Genomic DNA, 13,538 nt, shown 5'->3' on the forward strand with positions numbered 1-13,538 from the left:
CCCGGCATGGCCTTGCCCGGCGGGGCCGGTGTGGGCGATGCGCTTACTGGGGCGCCTCATCAGCGAGGGGCTCTTCGTCCGGTGTGGCCGGCTCGCCCACCACCAGGGTGGACAGCTCGGCCAGCGGCGGTAGGTCACGCAGGGTATGGAACCCGAGGTCATCGAGAAACTTGTGCGTGGTGGCGTACAGCCCCGGACGTCCGGGCACGTCCTTGTGCCCGATCACTTCGATCCAGCCCCGCTCCAGCAGGGTCTGCATCACACTGGTGGACACCGATACCCCGCGGATGGCTTCGATATCGCCACGGGTAACCGGCTGTTTATAGGCGATGATGGCCAGCGTTTCCATCACCGCGCGCGAGTAGCGCGGCGGCTTTTCCGGCGCCAGACGCGCCAGGTAAGGGGTGAACTCGGCGCGGGCGCGAAAGCGCCAGCCGGAAGCCAGCTTCACCAGCTCCACCCCCCTGCCTTTCCAGTTCTGCTGGATCTCGTCCAGGATGTCGTTGATCAGTGCCGCTTTCACGTCTTCGGTAAACAGCTTTTTCAGCTGGTTCACGGTCAGCGGTTCCTGCGCGGTCAATAGCGCGGTTTCCAGCACGATCTTCAGGTAATTGAGGTCGGTAATGGTCGACATGACAGCCACAAAACGGGCACAACAGAACGGAAGGCGCGGATTTTACACGATTTTTCCGCGGCATGTGCCGCTTTGACGCCCGGCCGGCCGTGCAGCCAACCATGGTCAGCCGCTATCGCCGCATGCCGCCGTTAGCAGCGCCGCGCCGGCAGGTGATAAAAACGCAACCACGGCTCGCCCGGCCCCTGCGCGGTGGCGGTCAGCAACACGCCGCCGGCGCGGCTGATCACACGTTGCGAGGCGGCGTTATCGTCGTCGCAGGTCATCAGCCAGCCGCCGTCCAGCTGCGGCGCACCGTGGCGCTGCACGTATGCCAGCAGGCCACCGGCCACGCCCCGCCCGCGGGCCGCCGGGTGCACCTCGTAACCGATATGGCCACTGTGATCGAGGATGAACGGCGTGCAGCCGTGACGCAGGCGGATGGCGCCCAGAATGACGCCGTGCGCGTCCAGCGCAAACCAGGTTTCGGTAGGCAGCTGCCCTGGCGGCAGCTGGCGACCGGCGGCGCGGTCCAGCACGCGCTGGTAGAACACCGCCGCGCTGTCATCGCTATCGCGGTAATGGCTGCAACCGGCAGCCCGGCATTGCTGGAAATAATCGGTATAGGCGTGGCTGTGCAGCACGCTGGCGGCTTCGATACGCATGACGGACATCCGCTGGGCATTTATCGATATCGTAGCCGCGCCCCGCCTGCGGCGACAAGTCAGCCCCGTGGCGCCAGCATGATCACCAGCATGCCGGCCAGACACAGCGCCACGCCGGCCGCGTCCCACAAGGTTGGCCGCACACCGTCCACCGCCCACAACCACAACAGCGCCACGCTGACGTACACCCCGCCATAGGCAGCGTAAATACGGCCGGACGCGTCCGGGTGCAGCGTCAGCAACCAGGCAAACAGCGTCAGGCTGGCCGCCGCCGGCAGCAACACCCACACCGACGCCCCCTGCTTCAGCCACAGCCACGGCAAATAGCAACCGATGATTTCGGCCAGGGCAGTCACGACAAACAGGGCAAAGGTACGCATGGGGCTTGTGTTCCGGTGGTGCAGAGAGATGGCAGGAAATGACCGTGCCGTGTGGCGGCGTCGGATTGGATGATGCCACGACCAAGAGAATGTTCGCGAGCAGGGGGGCCACGGCAAGGTTGACTGCCCGGCGGTTTGCCCGCATGGCATTTGACGATATCATCAAACGGATAGCCAGGCGTAGATGCCGTCTTGCATGAAGGAAACCGAATGGCACCCAGCCCCCACATCAAGTCATTCCCCTGACGCATGACGAGGCAAGAACCGCCGCCATCGCATACCTCGAGGCGCTTACGACAGACTTCAGCTTACCGGTAAGCCCTTGTTCTTTCGCTTCACTGCAGGTCGTCAGCATCAACGGACAGCCGCTTCCGGATGGCAGTTTTACTAACGGCAACGGGTCTTCAGCAGATGCCGGCACCGCCATGCTCGCCGATTATCTGCAGGCACGGCACGTCACCGAGCTACTGGTTCGGGAACCTTATCTGGATATTGCTGAAGCCGACTTGCCCGCCCATCTGATAGACGGTGAGATCTACTACCTGTATTCGGGCGTGCGGCTTCTGAAGCAAACGCTGATCACAGCCGTAGCCGAAAACTGCGTCCCTTGGCTTTTCTTTGCACTGGCGCACTTACTCAGCGGCAAGACACTGATGATCGTGGGTGCCTATGATGGTGAAGGTTTTCTGATTTTTGAAAAAATGCCGATAGCAAGTAGGATTGGCAAAGCGCAGCGTGCCCACCGGCATGACAGTTTGGCTTGAGCGCAGGGAAGCCCAACCTTGAGCGCGCTGAATAAGGTCTCATCCTGCGCGGAATGTATTACGAATCGCGGTAAACGTTGGGCTTCATTTCATTCAGCCGTAACCTACGGTTCTAAAACGGTAACGCCACACCCATACATCACACGAAATAAATCATGATAAAATATATAGAATGTGCGGCACGTGAAATTGAAGAGCAATCGTTCGAACTGACAAAGCAATACCTGAAAGCAAATTCAATACAAAAAGAAAAAAATCAATATGCCATTGAGCGAATTTCGGAGCAAACCGAAGACGTCACGATTTATTTCAAGCTATACAGAGAAAAATACTTCCTCGGCATCTGCATCGACAAGAAAACAATAGAAGTCACTTGGGTTTTCATTGAAAACAGCAACGAATGCCATTTAACAGCAAGTTCTGACTGCCTTAGCCTGGAGGAGCTCTCTTGTTACTTGCCCTTTAAATACAGCAAAGGTTGGTCAAAAGGTGAGATCAGCAACGATGGCAAATCACGCTATGCATTTAGCCGCATTTTCTTTGAGATACTACCTTCGCACTGCTACGACACCGAAGAAGCATTAAGCCTGTTATTGGATCAGTTGGCCAGACACAAAGAACAAGTCGACAAACTATCCAACGTCTCAAATCTATGCATTAGCATCTGCAAACATCAATACCTGTCCGCCAACGCCGGACTGCACCTCAACACCGACCTGATCAGGCGATTAAGCGAATTCAATTTGGCCGTAGACATAGATACCTACATTGTTGGCCAGCCAATCATATCGTAAGCAACACATAGGGTAAGTACAGTGTAGCGTGCCCACCATTCGACACGAGATTGGTGGGCACGGCCTTCAGCCTTAGCCCACCCTACGATAATGACCCTACCCAACAATCGGCACGGTGGCTTGGGTTGAGGGCAGCGAAGCCCAACATTGACCGCGCAACAATAGCCTCCCCGGATGCGGCTGCGCCTTATCCGGGCTACCACGGGTTACCGCTACACCAGCGCCAGGCGCACGTAGATGGGTTGGTACGGTTCGTCCTGGCTGACTTTGATCATGCCCTCTTTCACCAGCTCCAGCACGGCGATGAAGTTCACTACCAGGTGGGCGACGCCTTTGTGGATGTCGAACAGCTCTTCAAACGCCACGTAGTCGCGGCCGTCCAGGTAGCGCAGGATCCAGCTCATCTGCTCGCGTACCGATAGCTCGTCTTTTTCCACCTTGTGGTGACGGTTGTGCTTGGCACGCGACAGGATGGACAGCCAGGCCTGGCGCAGGTCCAGCGCTTGCACTTCCGGCAGACGCTGCTCGGCCGATTGTTCGATCAGCACCGCCAGCCAGGCAAAGTCGCGGTCGGCCTGCGGCAGCTTGTCCAGTTCCAGCGCGGCCAACTTCATTTGTTCGTATTCCAGCAGGCGGCGTACCAGCTCGGCGCGCGGGTCGTCCGGCTCGCCGTCTTCGTCCAGCTGCGGGCGCGGCAGCAGCAGCCGCGACTTGATTTCGATCAGCAGCGCCGCCATCAGCAGGTATTCGGCGGCCAGCTCCAGCCGGCCGTCGCGCATGGCGTCGATATAGGCCATGTACTGCGCGGTGACATCGGCCATCGGGATGTTCAGCACGTCCAGGTTCTGCTTGCGAATCAGGTACAGCAGCAGGTCGAGCGGGCCTTCGAAGCTTTCCAGGATCAGCTGCAGGGCGTCGGGCGGGATGAACAGGTCTTGCGGTACCTCCAGCACCGGCTGGCCAAACACGTGCGCAATGGGCGTGGCGGGGGGCAGGTCGGGCGGGGTGAGCTGGAAGTCGGTATCGGTCATGGTGTCTCGTGTCTGCCGCAGTAGGGCCGGCGGGCAGGCGGGGTGCATTTATGGAACAGGCGCGGCGCGAAAAACCCCGCGCCATACTGGGCCGGTCGCCATTGTACGCCACCTTGCCCATGACTCCGCTACGCCTGTTCTTGCCGCTGCTGGCCCTGTTGCTGGCGGCCTGCGGCCAACCTTCTACGGCTACCGATCAAGCCGACCAGACGTCGGCGCCGCCACGCGCCCTGCCCGCCTACGGCCGCTTTGTGGCGGTGTACCAACGTGCGCAGTCGGCCGCGCTGGCGCCACTGGCACAACAGATCAGAACCGAACGCTGGCTGGACGAGGCGGTGGCCAACCTGAACCAGCAGTTTCGCCTGCCACGCGATATTGACGTGAATACCGCCGAGTGCGGTGACAGCAATGCCTTTTTCGACCCGGCCAGCCACAGCATTACGCTGTGTTACGAGCTGATAGCCGAGCTGCAACAGCAGGCCGCCACCACCGACTGGCCGCCTGCCGAGCGCGACGAGTACGTGGATGGCGTACTGAGCTTCGTGTTCTTGCACGAGTTGGGCCACGCACTGATTCATGAGCTGGCGCTACCGATTACCGGGCGCGAGGAGGACGTGGCCGACCAGCTGGCGGTGGCGTCGCTGCTGGGCGATGCGGACGCCGTCAGCGAGCACGAGTTTGCTACCAGCGTGGCGCAGATCGGCCACGTGGCCAGCTGGTTCCAGCTGAACGCGGCCGGCGAATACGAGATGGAGGCGCTAGCCGACACCCATGCGCTGGACGAGCAACGCTTTTACAACGTGATGTGCTGGCTGTACGGCGCACAGCCGGCGGCATTTGCCGATATGGTGAAGGATGGCGAGCTGCCGGCCGAACGGGCCGAGGGCTGCGCCGACGAGTACCGCCAGATCCTCAACAGCTGGGATACGCTGCTGGCGCCGCACCGGCTGAAGTCCGCCCGTTAGCGGTGTGCAGATGCAACAAGGCCGCTGCCGGCATGTGCCGGCAGCGGCCTTGTGACGTTAACCGGGTTGGCCGCATCGACGCTGCGGCCAACGCTGACTACCGTCTAGTAACCCAGGCCCATCGCCTGGCGCACGTCGTTCATGGTGGCGCGCGCCACTTGCTCGGCCTTCGCATTGCCTTCGGCCAGAATCTCCTGCACCAGCTTGGGGTTGCTCAGGTATTTCTCGGCGCGCTCGAACATCGGTTGCTGCTCGCGCACCACGGCGTCGATCACCGGCTGCTTGCAGTCCAGACAGCCGATGCCGGCGCTGGTACAGCCGGCTTTCACCCATTCCTTGGTGGCGCCGTCGCTGTACACCTCGTGCAGCTGCCATACCGGGCACTTGGCCGGGTTGCCGGCGTCGGTGCGGCGCACACGCGCCGGGTCGGTAGGCATGCCACGGATTTTCTTGGTTACCGCCTCCGGCGCTTCGCGCATGGTGATGGTGTTGCCGTAGGACTTGGACATCTTCTGCCCGTCCAGGCCCGGCATTTTGGAGGCGGCGGTCAGCTTGGCCTCGCACTCCGGCAGGATGATCTTGCCCTTGTTTTCCAGCCAGCCCATCAGGCGCTCGCGGTCGGCGCCGCCCAGGTTCTGGCTTTGTGCCAGGATTTCGCGTGCTTTTTCCAGCGACTCGGCGTTGCCGTCCTGCAGGTAGGCGGTGCGCAGCTGCTCGAACTGCTTGCCGGCCTTGCCGATTTTCTTCACCGCCGCCTTGGCCAGCTCTTCAAAGTTCGGCTCGCGGCCGAACATGTGGTTGAAGCGGCGCGCCACTTCACGCGTCAGTTCGATGTGCGGCACCTGGTCTTCGCCCACCGGCACCAAGCCGGCCTTGTACACCAGGATGTCGGCGGCCTGCAGCAGCGGGTAGCCGAGGAAGCCGTAGGTGGTGAGGTCCTTGTGGCTCAGCTTGTCCATCTGGTCTTTGTAGGTGGGCACGCGCTCCAGCCAGCCCAGCGGTGTCACCATCGACAGCGCCAGGTGCAGCTCGGCGTGCTGCGGCACCTTGGACTGCACGAAGATGGTGGACTTTTCCGGGTCCACGCCGGAAGCCAGCCAGTCGATGACCATCTCGTTGATGGATTTGCCGATGATGGACACATCGTCAAAGTTGGTGGTCAGCGCGTGCCAGTCGGCCACCATGAAGAAGCATTCGTGGCTGTGCTGCAGTTCCACCCAGTTCTTGATCACGCCGTGGTAGTGGCCCAGGTGCAGGCTGCCGGTGGGGCGCATGCCGGAAAGGATACGGTTGGCAAACATGTATGGCTTCCAGAAAAGGTCAGGCTCTTACCAGCAGGTAGAGCAGGTTGTATACGAGATCGATAAAGGGGCGCAGGATGGGCGATAGCAAGCCGGTAACGACCAGCGCCAGCAGAATCCACATGCCGTAGGGTTCGATACGGGAAAACCGGTAAGCCAGGCCAGGTGGCAGCAGGCTTTCCACGATGCGGCCGCCGTCCAGCGGCAGCAGCGGCATCAGGTTCAGCACCATCAGCACCACGTTGATGCCGATACCGGCCTGGCTCATCAGTGCCAGCGGCTCGCTGTAGCCGTTGTTCATCACCACCGCCAGCTTGAACAGCAGCACCCACATCACCGCCATGGCAAAGTTGGCCAGCGGGCCGGCCGCCGCTACCCAGCGCATGCCGGCGCGTACATTGCGCAGGTTGCCAAAGCGTACCGGCACCGGCTTGGCCCAGCCAAACAGGAAGCCGCCCACTGCCACACACAGCAGCGGCAGCAGGATGGTGCCCACCGGGTCGATGTGGCGCAGCGGGTTCAGCGACACGCGGCCCAGGTTGTAGGCGGTATTATCGCCCCAGTACTTGGCGACGTAAGCATGTGCGGCTTCGTGCAGGGTAATGGCAAACAGTACCGGCAGCGCGTACACCGATATTTTCTGGATCAGATTGAGTTCTTCCAAGATGCGTTCCTAGCAGGTTACAGGCCGACGCGTGCCGGGTCGCCTTTGCCGGCGCGCACCAGCGACACGCCGTCGGTCATGTCGATGACGGTGGTGGGCTCTGTGCCGCACCAGCCACCATCGATCACCAGATCGACCAGATGTTCCAGCCGCTCGCGGATCTCGTACGGGTCGGTCAGCGGCGCGTCGTCGCCCGGCAGCTGCAGCGTACAGGACAAAATCGGCTCGCCCAGCTCTTCCAGCAGCGCCAGCGCCACCGCGTGGTCGGGCACGCGCAGGCCGATGGTGGCGCGTTTGGGGTGCAGCGTCCGCTTGGGCACCTCGCGGCTGGCTTCCAGAATGAAGGTAAAGCTGCCCGGCGTGGCCGCCTTCAGCAGGCGGAACTGCGCGTTGTCCACGCGAGCATAGCTGGCCAGCGACGACAGGTCGGCGCACACCAGCGTCAGGTGGTGCTTGAGGTCGATCTGGCGGATGGCCAGCAGGCGTTCCATCGCTTTCTTGTCGCCCAGGTGGCAGCCCAGCGCGTAACAGGAGTCGGTGGGGTACACCACCACACCGCCGTCGCGGATGATCTTGGCCGCTTCACGGATCAGGCGCGCTTGCGGGTTTTCCGGGTGAATCACAAAGAACTGGGACATGGCATTAGCTCGCTAGTTTGGCCGCGGGGTTGGCCGCAGGCTGCAGCACGCGGTGCGCCAGCGCCTGCCAGACGGGCTGGCAGATCGGCGGCAGCGGCTGGGTACTGCCCACGTCGCGGCCGCCCTCGCCTGGCGCATGAAAGTCGCTGCCGGCGCTGGCGTACAGGCCGTGGCGCTGGGCGTGCAGCGAAAACTTGATCATGTCGTCCAGGCTGTGGCTGCCGCTGGCAATTTCGATGGCTTCGCCGCCGGCGGCTTTGAAGTCCAAGATCAGGCGCTCGATCAGCGTGCGCCCCATATCGTAACGGCCGGGGTGGGCGATCACCGCCATGCCGCCGGCGGCGCGTATCCACGCTACCGCGTCTTCCAGGCTGGCCCACTCGTGCGGCACGTAGCCCGGCTTGCCGGCGGTAAGGAATTTGCGGAACACGGTTTTCACATCTTTGACTTCACCGCTTTGCACCAGATAGCGGGCAAAGTGGGTGCGGCCCACCATATCGGGGTTGCCGGCAAAGCGCATGGCGCCGTCAAAAGCGCCGTGAATGCCGGCCTTTTCCAGCGACGCCGACATCTGGCGCGCGCGCTCGACGCGGCCGTCGCGGATGGACTGCAAGCCGGCTTGCAGCACCGGGTTGGCCGCATCGATACCCAGGCCAACGATGTGCACGGTATGGCGCTGCTGCCAGCTGACCGAGATTTCCACCCCGTTCAGGAACGGCACGCCGCATTCCGCGGCGGTGGCCGCCGCTTCGGCCAAGCCGGCGGTACAGTCGTGGTCGGTCAGCGCCAGCAAGGTGGCGCCGCGCTCGGCCGCACGGCGGATCACCTCGGCCGGGGCCAGGCCGCCATCGGAAGCAGTGGAATGAAAATGCAGGTCAATCGGCGTCATGCTTGGCCCTCGCCAGTGGTGCGCGCCTGGCGTGCCGCTTCACGCTGTTGCCAGGCCGCCAGTTTCTGGCGGTACTCGGCCAGTGCCGCGTCGTACAGGTCCCACACGCAGGGCTGGCAGCCGCTGTGACAGCAGGCGTAATCGTCCGGCGTTTCCGGGGCTTCCGGCTGCGGGTCGAATTCGTCGTCGAAGTCGGCCGCGCCGTGCTCGGGCAGCGTACTCACTGCGCGGCCACCACCTTGATGGTGAAGCCGTCACCCGACACCACCTGACCCACACGGATCTTGTTGGTCTTGCGCAGCTCCACCTGGCCGTCCACCAGCACATTGCCCTCGGCAATGAAGTGTTTGGCCATGCCGCCGGTGTCGCACACACCGCAGGTTTTCAACAGGTCACACAGCGGGATGTAGTCGCTGTCCAGTTCGTAGATTTCGTTCATCGCCATCTTTCGGTTTTGCACACCGGCTTTTGACAGCCCTGTGCGCGGCCTGTGGACAAAGGCCACAAGCTTTTGTTTTACAGTTATTTTTTACGACTGATTATTTTTTAATCAGCACGCTTTTGTCTTTCCACACCCCGGCTGGACAGGCTTGTGTACCGGCTGTGGACAACCGCAGCAAGTGACTGATCTGCAAGCCAAAGGCGGCTACTGCCTAAAAAACAGGCAACGCCAATCCTGCGTCGCACAGCGCCTGCCACGCGGCGGCCAACCTGGCGTCGCCGTGGCCGCTGACCAGCCGGTAATCCACAGCGGCATCGTCCAGCGCCTGCCGGTACAGGCCCAGCAGCCAGTCGCGCGCCTCGGGGTGGCTGCGCAACGGGTCTGGTTGCCACGGCAGGTCGGCAGCAGCCAAGAGCGTCAGCGTGTAATCCTGCGGCCGGTTCAGCGCCAGCAACGCCGGCTCGGCCTGCCCGAAGGCCACCTCGGCCCAGATGCGGCAGGTCAGCACCGTGGTATCGCACAGCAGGATGTCGGCACCGGCGGCGAGGGCGGCCTGCTCGGCGGCCAGTTGGCCGCGGGCAATCGCCAGGATGTGTTGCGGCGTCGGCTGGTAGGGCCGGTGGGCGTAGTAGTCGCGGGCGTACTCGGCCACCACGGCAACGCGCTGGCCCTGCTGCTGCCAACGCTGCGCCAAGGCAGCGGCCAACGTGCTTTTGCCGCAGGATTCCGGCCCCACGATGGCGATGCGCCAAGGCATGCGTTTATCGATCATGGGCTTTGCATTATACGCGCCAAGCGCGCTGCCCTGTTACCTGCCTGCCCTGCGGCGCAGGTCGCGGCGTGTAGTTGCAGAAAAAATGCCCACACGCGACGGTAACAAGCATGTGAACCGGCTGTGGATAAAGTACGCAAGACACTGAATTGGCAGAAACTTATCGATGCCGATTAAATTTTAAGCAATACACAGCAGCAGCCAGCACAGCCTGCGGCCAACCCTACGCACTAACGTGCCAAGCCACACCCGACAGCAAAACGCCCACACCCTGTGGGAGCAAGGGTGTGGGCGGGCTGTGGAAAATCAAGGCAAGTGCCTGATCCTACAGGGGCATTTTACCGCTGATTATTTTTTAATCAGCCGCTACCATTTATGCACGCCCCGGCTGGAAAGCATTGTGGGCGGGCTGTGGACAACATGGCTAAGCCCCTGTTTTGGCGATGCTTTGCACCGACTGATTATTTTTTAATCAATGCGCACTCAGTTCACCGCGCAGGTCGCGTGCGACCGCAGCACGCACGGTGGCCGCATCCAGCCCCTGTGCCAGCAGGTACAACAGCTTGGCGTTGGCCGCTTCCGGCGTCATGTCGGCACCCGCCACGGCGCCGGCCTGCGCCAGCGGCTGGCTGGCGGCGTAGGCACCCACTTCCACCGCGCCGTGCACGCACTGGGTGAGGTTGACCACCACGCAACCGCGCGCACTGGCCTGGCGCACGCCGTCCAGCAAGGCGGCGTCTGCAGGCGCATTGCCGTTACCGTAACTCAGCAGAATGGCTGCCTGCGGGGTATCTGCGGCCAACCATTGGCCAAACTCGGCCGCCATGCTGCCCGGCAGCAGCAAGCCGCTGCGGATGCGCGCCGGCTGCGGCGCGACCGCGCGGAACGCACCACTGCCACGACGCCATTGCGTCTTGTCCCACGCGGCCTGAATGCCGAAGCGTGCCAGCGGCGCGGCGTTGGGGCTGTCAAAGCCGGCAAAGCTGGCCGCGTCCACCTTGCGCGCACGGCAGCCGCGCAGCAGCAGGCGGTTGAAGGCAATGGCCACTTCGTGCAGGTCCGGCTGGCAGGCCGCTTCGATGGCGTCGGCTAGGTTGCCCCAGCCGTCGCTGCGCGGGTGGCCCAGCGGCAGCTGCGAGCCGGTCACGATCACCGGCTTGGCCAGGTTTTCCAGCGCAAACGCCAGCACGCTGGCGGTATAGGCCATGGTGTCGGTGCCATGGATCACCACAAAGCCGTCGTAACGGTCGTACGCTGCCGCCAGGTCGGCGACCAGCTTTTGCCAGTCGGCCAGCGTGATGGCGGAAGAGTCGATCAGCTGCGGGTATTCAACCACGTCCCAGCTGACGCCATCGCGCGCCAGCCGCTGCAGCTGGGCCGGCAAATAACCGGGCAACGGGGCCAGGCCGGCCGGCGTCGGCGCCATGCCGATAGTGCCGCCGGTATACAGAATTAACAGTTTGCTCATGTGCACAGGCTTTCTCATTGATCTGCGGCGAGGCTGACGGCGCCCGCTGCCGCCTCGCTGGATACGAAATACAGTGCGCAAAAATAGCATGCCGCGGCGCGGCAGGCAGCTTTGCCGAGCACCCGCCAGCCCAGCAAGGCATCTCATGCCAGCCACCCGCCAAAGCCGGCCGTAAACCACTACGTGTGCGCACTAGCCGGCCACAGCCTGCCCCTACCGCGCAGACGGCTGCCACACGGGGGCCGCCCCCCGCTGACGGCAACACGCAGTCGTGGTATGGTGTGCACTGTATTTCGTATACAAACCGCCAGCAGGCTACGCCGCTGGCGGTTCTGGCTTTATAGAGCCAGTGCGTTCTGCCATACGCCCGCCGTACGCTGCGGCCAACCTCTGTTGCGCACGATGCAGGCCGATGGCCAGCCTTACCAGGCTGCTGCAGGAACTTGCCGCGCGCTACCCGCCGTGGCAGGCCCGGCAACGAACGCGATGATCGTGCTGCCTGCTTACCGGCATGCAGTGCGCCAGCGCGGGGTGGCTACCGCCAGCCCGGTTCGTTTCCGTTTTCAAAGTGAAGTCTGTATGTCTAGATCGCAATGGGGCTCGCGCCTCGGTTTCATTCTTGCAGCGGCTGGTTCCGCTATCGGCCTTGGGGCCATCTGGAAATTTCCTTACGTCGCCGCCACCAACGGTGGCGGTGCCTTCCTGTTGATTTACCTGCTGATCTGCATGAGCGTCGGCCTGGCGCTGATGCTGGCAGAGATGGCCATGGGCCGCGCTGCCAACAGCAATGCTGTAGGCAGCTTTCGTCAGCTGGGTGGCAAACCGTGGCCCATCGTCGGCATGGTGGGCGTGCTGGTCTGCTTCCTGATCTACTCGTTCTATAGCGTGGTCGGCGGCTGGACCATCGCCTACATCGGCAAATCGCTCAGTGGTAGCATTCTGACCAGCGACGCCAAAGTATTGAGCGATACCTTTACCGGCTTCATCACCGACCCGCTACAGCCGCTGATCTTTCACGGCCTGTTTGCCGGCCTCACACTGGCCGTGGTACTGGGCGGCGTGCAGAAGGGTATCGAAAACCTGTCCAAATTCCTGATGCCGGCGCTGTTCGTGCTCATGCTGGTACTGATCGTGCGCGGTCTGACGCTGCCGGGTGCGGTGGATGGTTTGCTGTACTTCATCACTCCTGACCTGTCCAAGATCACCGGCGACATGCTTGTCGACGCCATGGGCCTGGCCTTTTTCTCGCTGTCGCTGGGTATGGGCATCATGATTACCTACGGCTCCTACGTTGGCCGCGACACCCAGCTTTTGGGCTCGTCGCTATGGGTCATCGCGCTGACGGTACTCACCTGCTTCCTGGCCGGCCTGATGGTGTTGCCGGCAGTCTTTGCCTTCGGTTTCGACCCGTCCGCCGGCCCCGGCCTCACCTTCATCACCATGCCAGCGGTGTTTGCCCAGATGGCTGGTGGCCAGCTGTTTGCCGTACTGTTCTTCTGCCTGCTGCTGGTGGCGGCACTGACCTCGTCGGTTTCGTTGCTGGAAGTGGTGGTCAGTGCCGTCATGGACGAGCTGAAAATGCCGCGCCGCAAGGCAGCGCTGCTGGTGACGCTGGCGGTGTTCCTGCTGGGCATTCCGGCGTCGCTGTCGCTGGGCGTCTGGAGCGAATACACCCTGTTCGGCAAAAATTTCTTTGACCTGCTGGACTACCTCACGTCCAACCTGCTGATGCCGCTGGGCGAGGTACTGCTGGCGTTGTTTGTCGGCTGGAAGGTGTGGCCCAAGGTCGAGGCTGAACTGGCGCCGCACGGCCAGAAACCGGCATGGCTAGGTGCCATGCGCGCTTTCTGCCGCTACGTGGCGCCCGTACTGATTCTGGGCATTCTGGTACATAACCTGTAAACACGCCTTAAACCGGCGGCCCGTCTGACACGGCTGCCAACAAACGATCAGGCCCGCTTGCACCCCAAGCGGGCCTGATCGTTGGTACGCCGGCACCCTCACCGGCGCAGGCTTGCCTGCAAGAGCCGCAGTGCGTATACTCGCGCTTCGCTTTTGCGCGGGTGTAGCTCAATGGTAGAGCAGAAGCTTCCCAAGCTTACGACGAGGGTTCGATTCCCTTCACCCGCTCCATCCCGCCTCCAGACAATCA

16 protein-coding genes and 1 tRNA gene are annotated in these 13,538 nt (G+C 62.5%); 5 read left to right on the forward strand and 12 right to left on the reverse strand.

The window, feature by feature from the left end; translation table 11 throughout:
• Positions 1–43: 43 nt before the first annotated feature.
• The 3 genes from scpB to ACK4FZ_RS08570 form a co-directional block, all read right to left on the reverse strand.
• Positions 44–634 carry an SMC-Scp complex subunit ScpB gene (scpB, locus tag ACK4FZ_RS08560; protein WP_144372566.1) on the reverse strand — a complete coding sequence of 197 codons (591 nt, stop codon included), beginning with the start codon at positions 632–634 and terminating at the stop codon, positions 44–46.
• 131 nt (positions 635–765) lie between these two features.
• Positions 766–1,278, reverse strand: a complete 513-nt coding sequence (locus ACK4FZ_RS08565) for a GNAT family N-acetyltransferase (protein ID WP_409819844.1) — start codon at positions 1,276–1,278, stop codon at positions 766–768.
• Positions 1,279–1,337: 59 nt separating this feature from the next.
• The gene (locus tag ACK4FZ_RS08570; RefSeq protein WP_144372564.1) at positions 1,338–1,658 is read right to left on the reverse strand and encodes a YnfA family protein; all 321 of its coding nucleotides are present in this window, start codon (positions 1,656–1,658) and stop codon (positions 1,338–1,340) included.
• Positions 1,659–2,083: 425 nt separating this feature from the next.
• On the opposite strand from ACK4FZ_RS08570, the gene ACK4FZ_RS08575 reads away from it, so the two are divergent.
• Entirely contained in the window at positions 2,084–2,422 is a 339-nt protein-coding gene (locus ACK4FZ_RS08575) for a hypothetical protein (protein ID WP_409819848.1), read from the forward strand.
• A 155-nt stretch (positions 2,423–2,577) separates the two neighbouring features.
• A complete protein-coding gene (locus ACK4FZ_RS08580; RefSeq protein WP_409819850.1) occupies positions 2,578–3,216 on the forward strand; it encodes a DUF4279 domain-containing protein in 639 nt (212 codons plus the stop codon).
• Positions 3,217–3,428: 212 nt separating this feature from the next.
• Here the strand turns inward: ACK4FZ_RS08580 and ACK4FZ_RS08585 are convergent, their stop codons facing one another.
• Positions 3,429–4,247, reverse strand: coding sequence for a segregation and condensation protein A (locus ACK4FZ_RS08585; RefSeq protein WP_144372560.1), 819 nt, complete (start codon positions 4,245–4,247; stop codon positions 3,429–3,431).
• A gap of 119 nt (positions 4,248–4,366) precedes the next feature.
• Here ACK4FZ_RS08585 and ACK4FZ_RS08590 point away from each other — a divergent pair, with 119 nt between their 5' ends.
• A complete protein-coding gene (locus ACK4FZ_RS08590; RefSeq protein ID WP_409819853.1) occupies positions 4,367–5,212 on the forward strand; it encodes a DUF4344 domain-containing metallopeptidase in 846 nt (281 codons plus the stop codon).
• A gap of 104 nt (positions 5,213–5,316) precedes the next feature.
• Here ACK4FZ_RS08590 and ACK4FZ_RS08595 read toward each other — a convergent pair whose 3' ends face one another.
• The 8 genes from ACK4FZ_RS08595 to ACK4FZ_RS08630 all read right to left on the reverse strand — a co-directional run bounded on the left by ACK4FZ_RS08595 (position 5,317) and on the right by ACK4FZ_RS08630 (position 11,386).
• Positions 5,317–6,513, reverse strand: coding sequence for a tryptophan--tRNA ligase (locus ACK4FZ_RS08595; RefSeq protein ID WP_409819856.1), 1,197 nt, complete (start codon positions 6,511–6,513; stop codon positions 5,317–5,319).
• Positions 6,514–6,532: 19 nt separating this feature from the next.
• A complete protein-coding gene (locus ACK4FZ_RS08600; protein WP_409819859.1) occupies positions 6,533–7,177 on the reverse strand; it encodes a site-2 protease family protein in 645 nt (214 codons plus the stop codon).
• A gap of 17 nt (positions 7,178–7,194) precedes the next feature.
• Positions 7,195–7,815: an L-threonylcarbamoyladenylate synthase gene (locus ACK4FZ_RS08605; RefSeq protein WP_144372556.1), complete on the reverse strand. Its 621-nt coding sequence runs from the start codon at positions 7,813–7,815 to the stop codon at positions 7,195–7,197.
• Positions 7,816–7,819: 4 nt separating this feature from the next.
• Complete coding sequence (locus ACK4FZ_RS08610; RefSeq protein ID WP_409819862.1) at positions 7,820–8,704, reverse strand: 3',5'-nucleoside bisphosphate phosphatase; 885 nt, start codon at positions 8,702–8,704, stop codon at positions 7,820–7,822.
• Positions 8,701–8,928 (reverse strand): oxidoreductase-like domain-containing protein, encoded by a 228-nt coding sequence (locus tag ACK4FZ_RS08615; RefSeq protein WP_409819865.1) that lies wholly within the window; start codon positions 8,926–8,928, stop codon positions 8,701–8,703. Before ACK4FZ_RS08615 ends, ACK4FZ_RS08610 begins: the two co-directional genes overlap by 4 nt.
• Positions 8,925–9,143 carry an RNA-binding S4 domain-containing protein gene (locus ACK4FZ_RS08620; protein WP_144372554.1) on the reverse strand — a complete coding sequence of 73 codons (219 nt, stop codon included), beginning with the start codon at positions 9,141–9,143 and terminating at the stop codon, positions 8,925–8,927. Before ACK4FZ_RS08620 ends, ACK4FZ_RS08615 begins: the two co-directional genes overlap by 4 nt.
• Positions 9,144–9,357: 214 nt before the next feature.
• Positions 9,358–9,918, reverse strand: a complete 561-nt coding sequence (locus ACK4FZ_RS08625; protein ID WP_409819868.1) for an AAA family ATPase — start codon at positions 9,916–9,918, stop codon at positions 9,358–9,360.
• 472 nt (positions 9,919–10,390) lie between these two features.
• Positions 10,391–11,386: an asparaginase gene (locus ACK4FZ_RS08630; RefSeq protein WP_409819871.1), complete on the reverse strand. Its 996-nt coding sequence runs from the start codon at positions 11,384–11,386 to the stop codon at positions 10,391–10,393.
• Positions 11,387–11,965: 579 nt separating this feature from the next.
• On the opposite strand from ACK4FZ_RS08630, the gene ACK4FZ_RS08635 reads away from it, so the two are divergent.
• The gene (locus tag ACK4FZ_RS08635; RefSeq protein WP_409819872.1) at positions 11,966–13,288 is read left to right on the forward strand and encodes a sodium-dependent transporter; all 1,323 of its coding nucleotides are present in this window, start codon (positions 11,966–11,968) and stop codon (positions 13,286–13,288) included.
• Positions 13,289–13,445: 157 nt separating this feature from the next.
• Positions 13,446–13,519, forward strand: a tRNA-Gly gene (locus ACK4FZ_RS08640).
• Positions 13,520–13,538: the final 19 nt, after the last annotated feature.

It is taken from the genome of Vogesella sp. (assembly GCF_046297735.1).
Taxonomy (GTDB): domain Bacteria; phylum Pseudomonadota; class Gammaproteobacteria; order Burkholderiales; family Chromobacteriaceae; genus Vogesella; species Vogesella urethralis.

What these genes read in the sequence shown, in the direction of transcription:
- ACK4FZ_RS08635 (WP_409819872.1), top strand. Translation starts at nt 11,966, where the DNA reads ATGTCTAGATCGCAATGGGGCTCGCGCCTCGGTTTCATTCTTGCAGCG.
- ACK4FZ_RS08575 (WP_409819848.1), top strand. Translation starts at nt 2,084, where the DNA reads ATGCTCGCCGATTATCTGCAGGCACGGCACGTCACCGAGCTACTGGTT.
- ACK4FZ_RS08630 (WP_409819871.1), bottom strand. Translation starts at nt 11,386, where the DNA reads ATGAGCAAACTGTTAATTCTGTATACCGGCGGCACTATCGGCATGGCG.
- ACK4FZ_RS08620 (WP_144372554.1), bottom strand. Translation starts at nt 9,143, where the DNA reads ATGAACGAAATCTACGAACTGGACAGCGACTACATCCCGCTGTGTGAC.
- ACK4FZ_RS08580 (WP_409819850.1), top strand. Translation starts at nt 2,578, where the DNA reads ATGATAAAATATATAGAATGTGCGGCACGTGAAATTGAAGAGCAATCG.
- ACK4FZ_RS08585 (WP_144372560.1), bottom strand. Translation starts at nt 4,247, where the DNA reads ATGACCGATACCGACTTCCAGCTCACCCCGCCCGACCTGCCCCCCGCC.
- ACK4FZ_RS08590 (WP_409819853.1), top strand. Translation starts at nt 4,367, where the DNA reads ATGACTCCGCTACGCCTGTTCTTGCCGCTGCTGGCCCTGTTGCTGGCG.
- ACK4FZ_RS08565 (WP_409819844.1), bottom strand. Translation starts at nt 1,278, where the DNA reads ATGCGTATCGAAGCCGCCAGCGTGCTGCACAGCCACGCCTATACCGAT.
- ACK4FZ_RS08570 (WP_144372564.1), bottom strand. Translation starts at nt 1,658, where the DNA reads ATGCGTACCTTTGCCCTGTTTGTCGTGACTGCCCTGGCCGAAATCATC.
- ACK4FZ_RS08595 (WP_409819856.1), bottom strand. Translation starts at nt 6,513, where the DNA reads ATGTTTGCCAACCGTATCCTTTCCGGCATGCGCCCCACCGGCAGCCTG.
- ACK4FZ_RS08610 (WP_409819862.1), bottom strand. Translation starts at nt 8,704, where the DNA reads ATGACGCCGATTGACCTGCATTTTCATTCCACTGCTTCCGATGGCGGC.
- ACK4FZ_RS08625 (WP_409819868.1), bottom strand. Translation starts at nt 9,918, where the DNA reads ATGATCGATAAACGCATGCCTTGGCGCATCGCCATCGTGGGGCCGGAA.
- scpB (WP_144372566.1), bottom strand. Translation starts at nt 634, where the DNA reads ATGTCGACCATTACCGACCTCAATTACCTGAAGATCGTGCTGGAAACC.
- ACK4FZ_RS08605 (WP_144372556.1), bottom strand. Translation starts at nt 7,815, where the DNA reads ATGTCCCAGTTCTTTGTGATTCACCCGGAAAACCCGCAAGCGCGCCTG.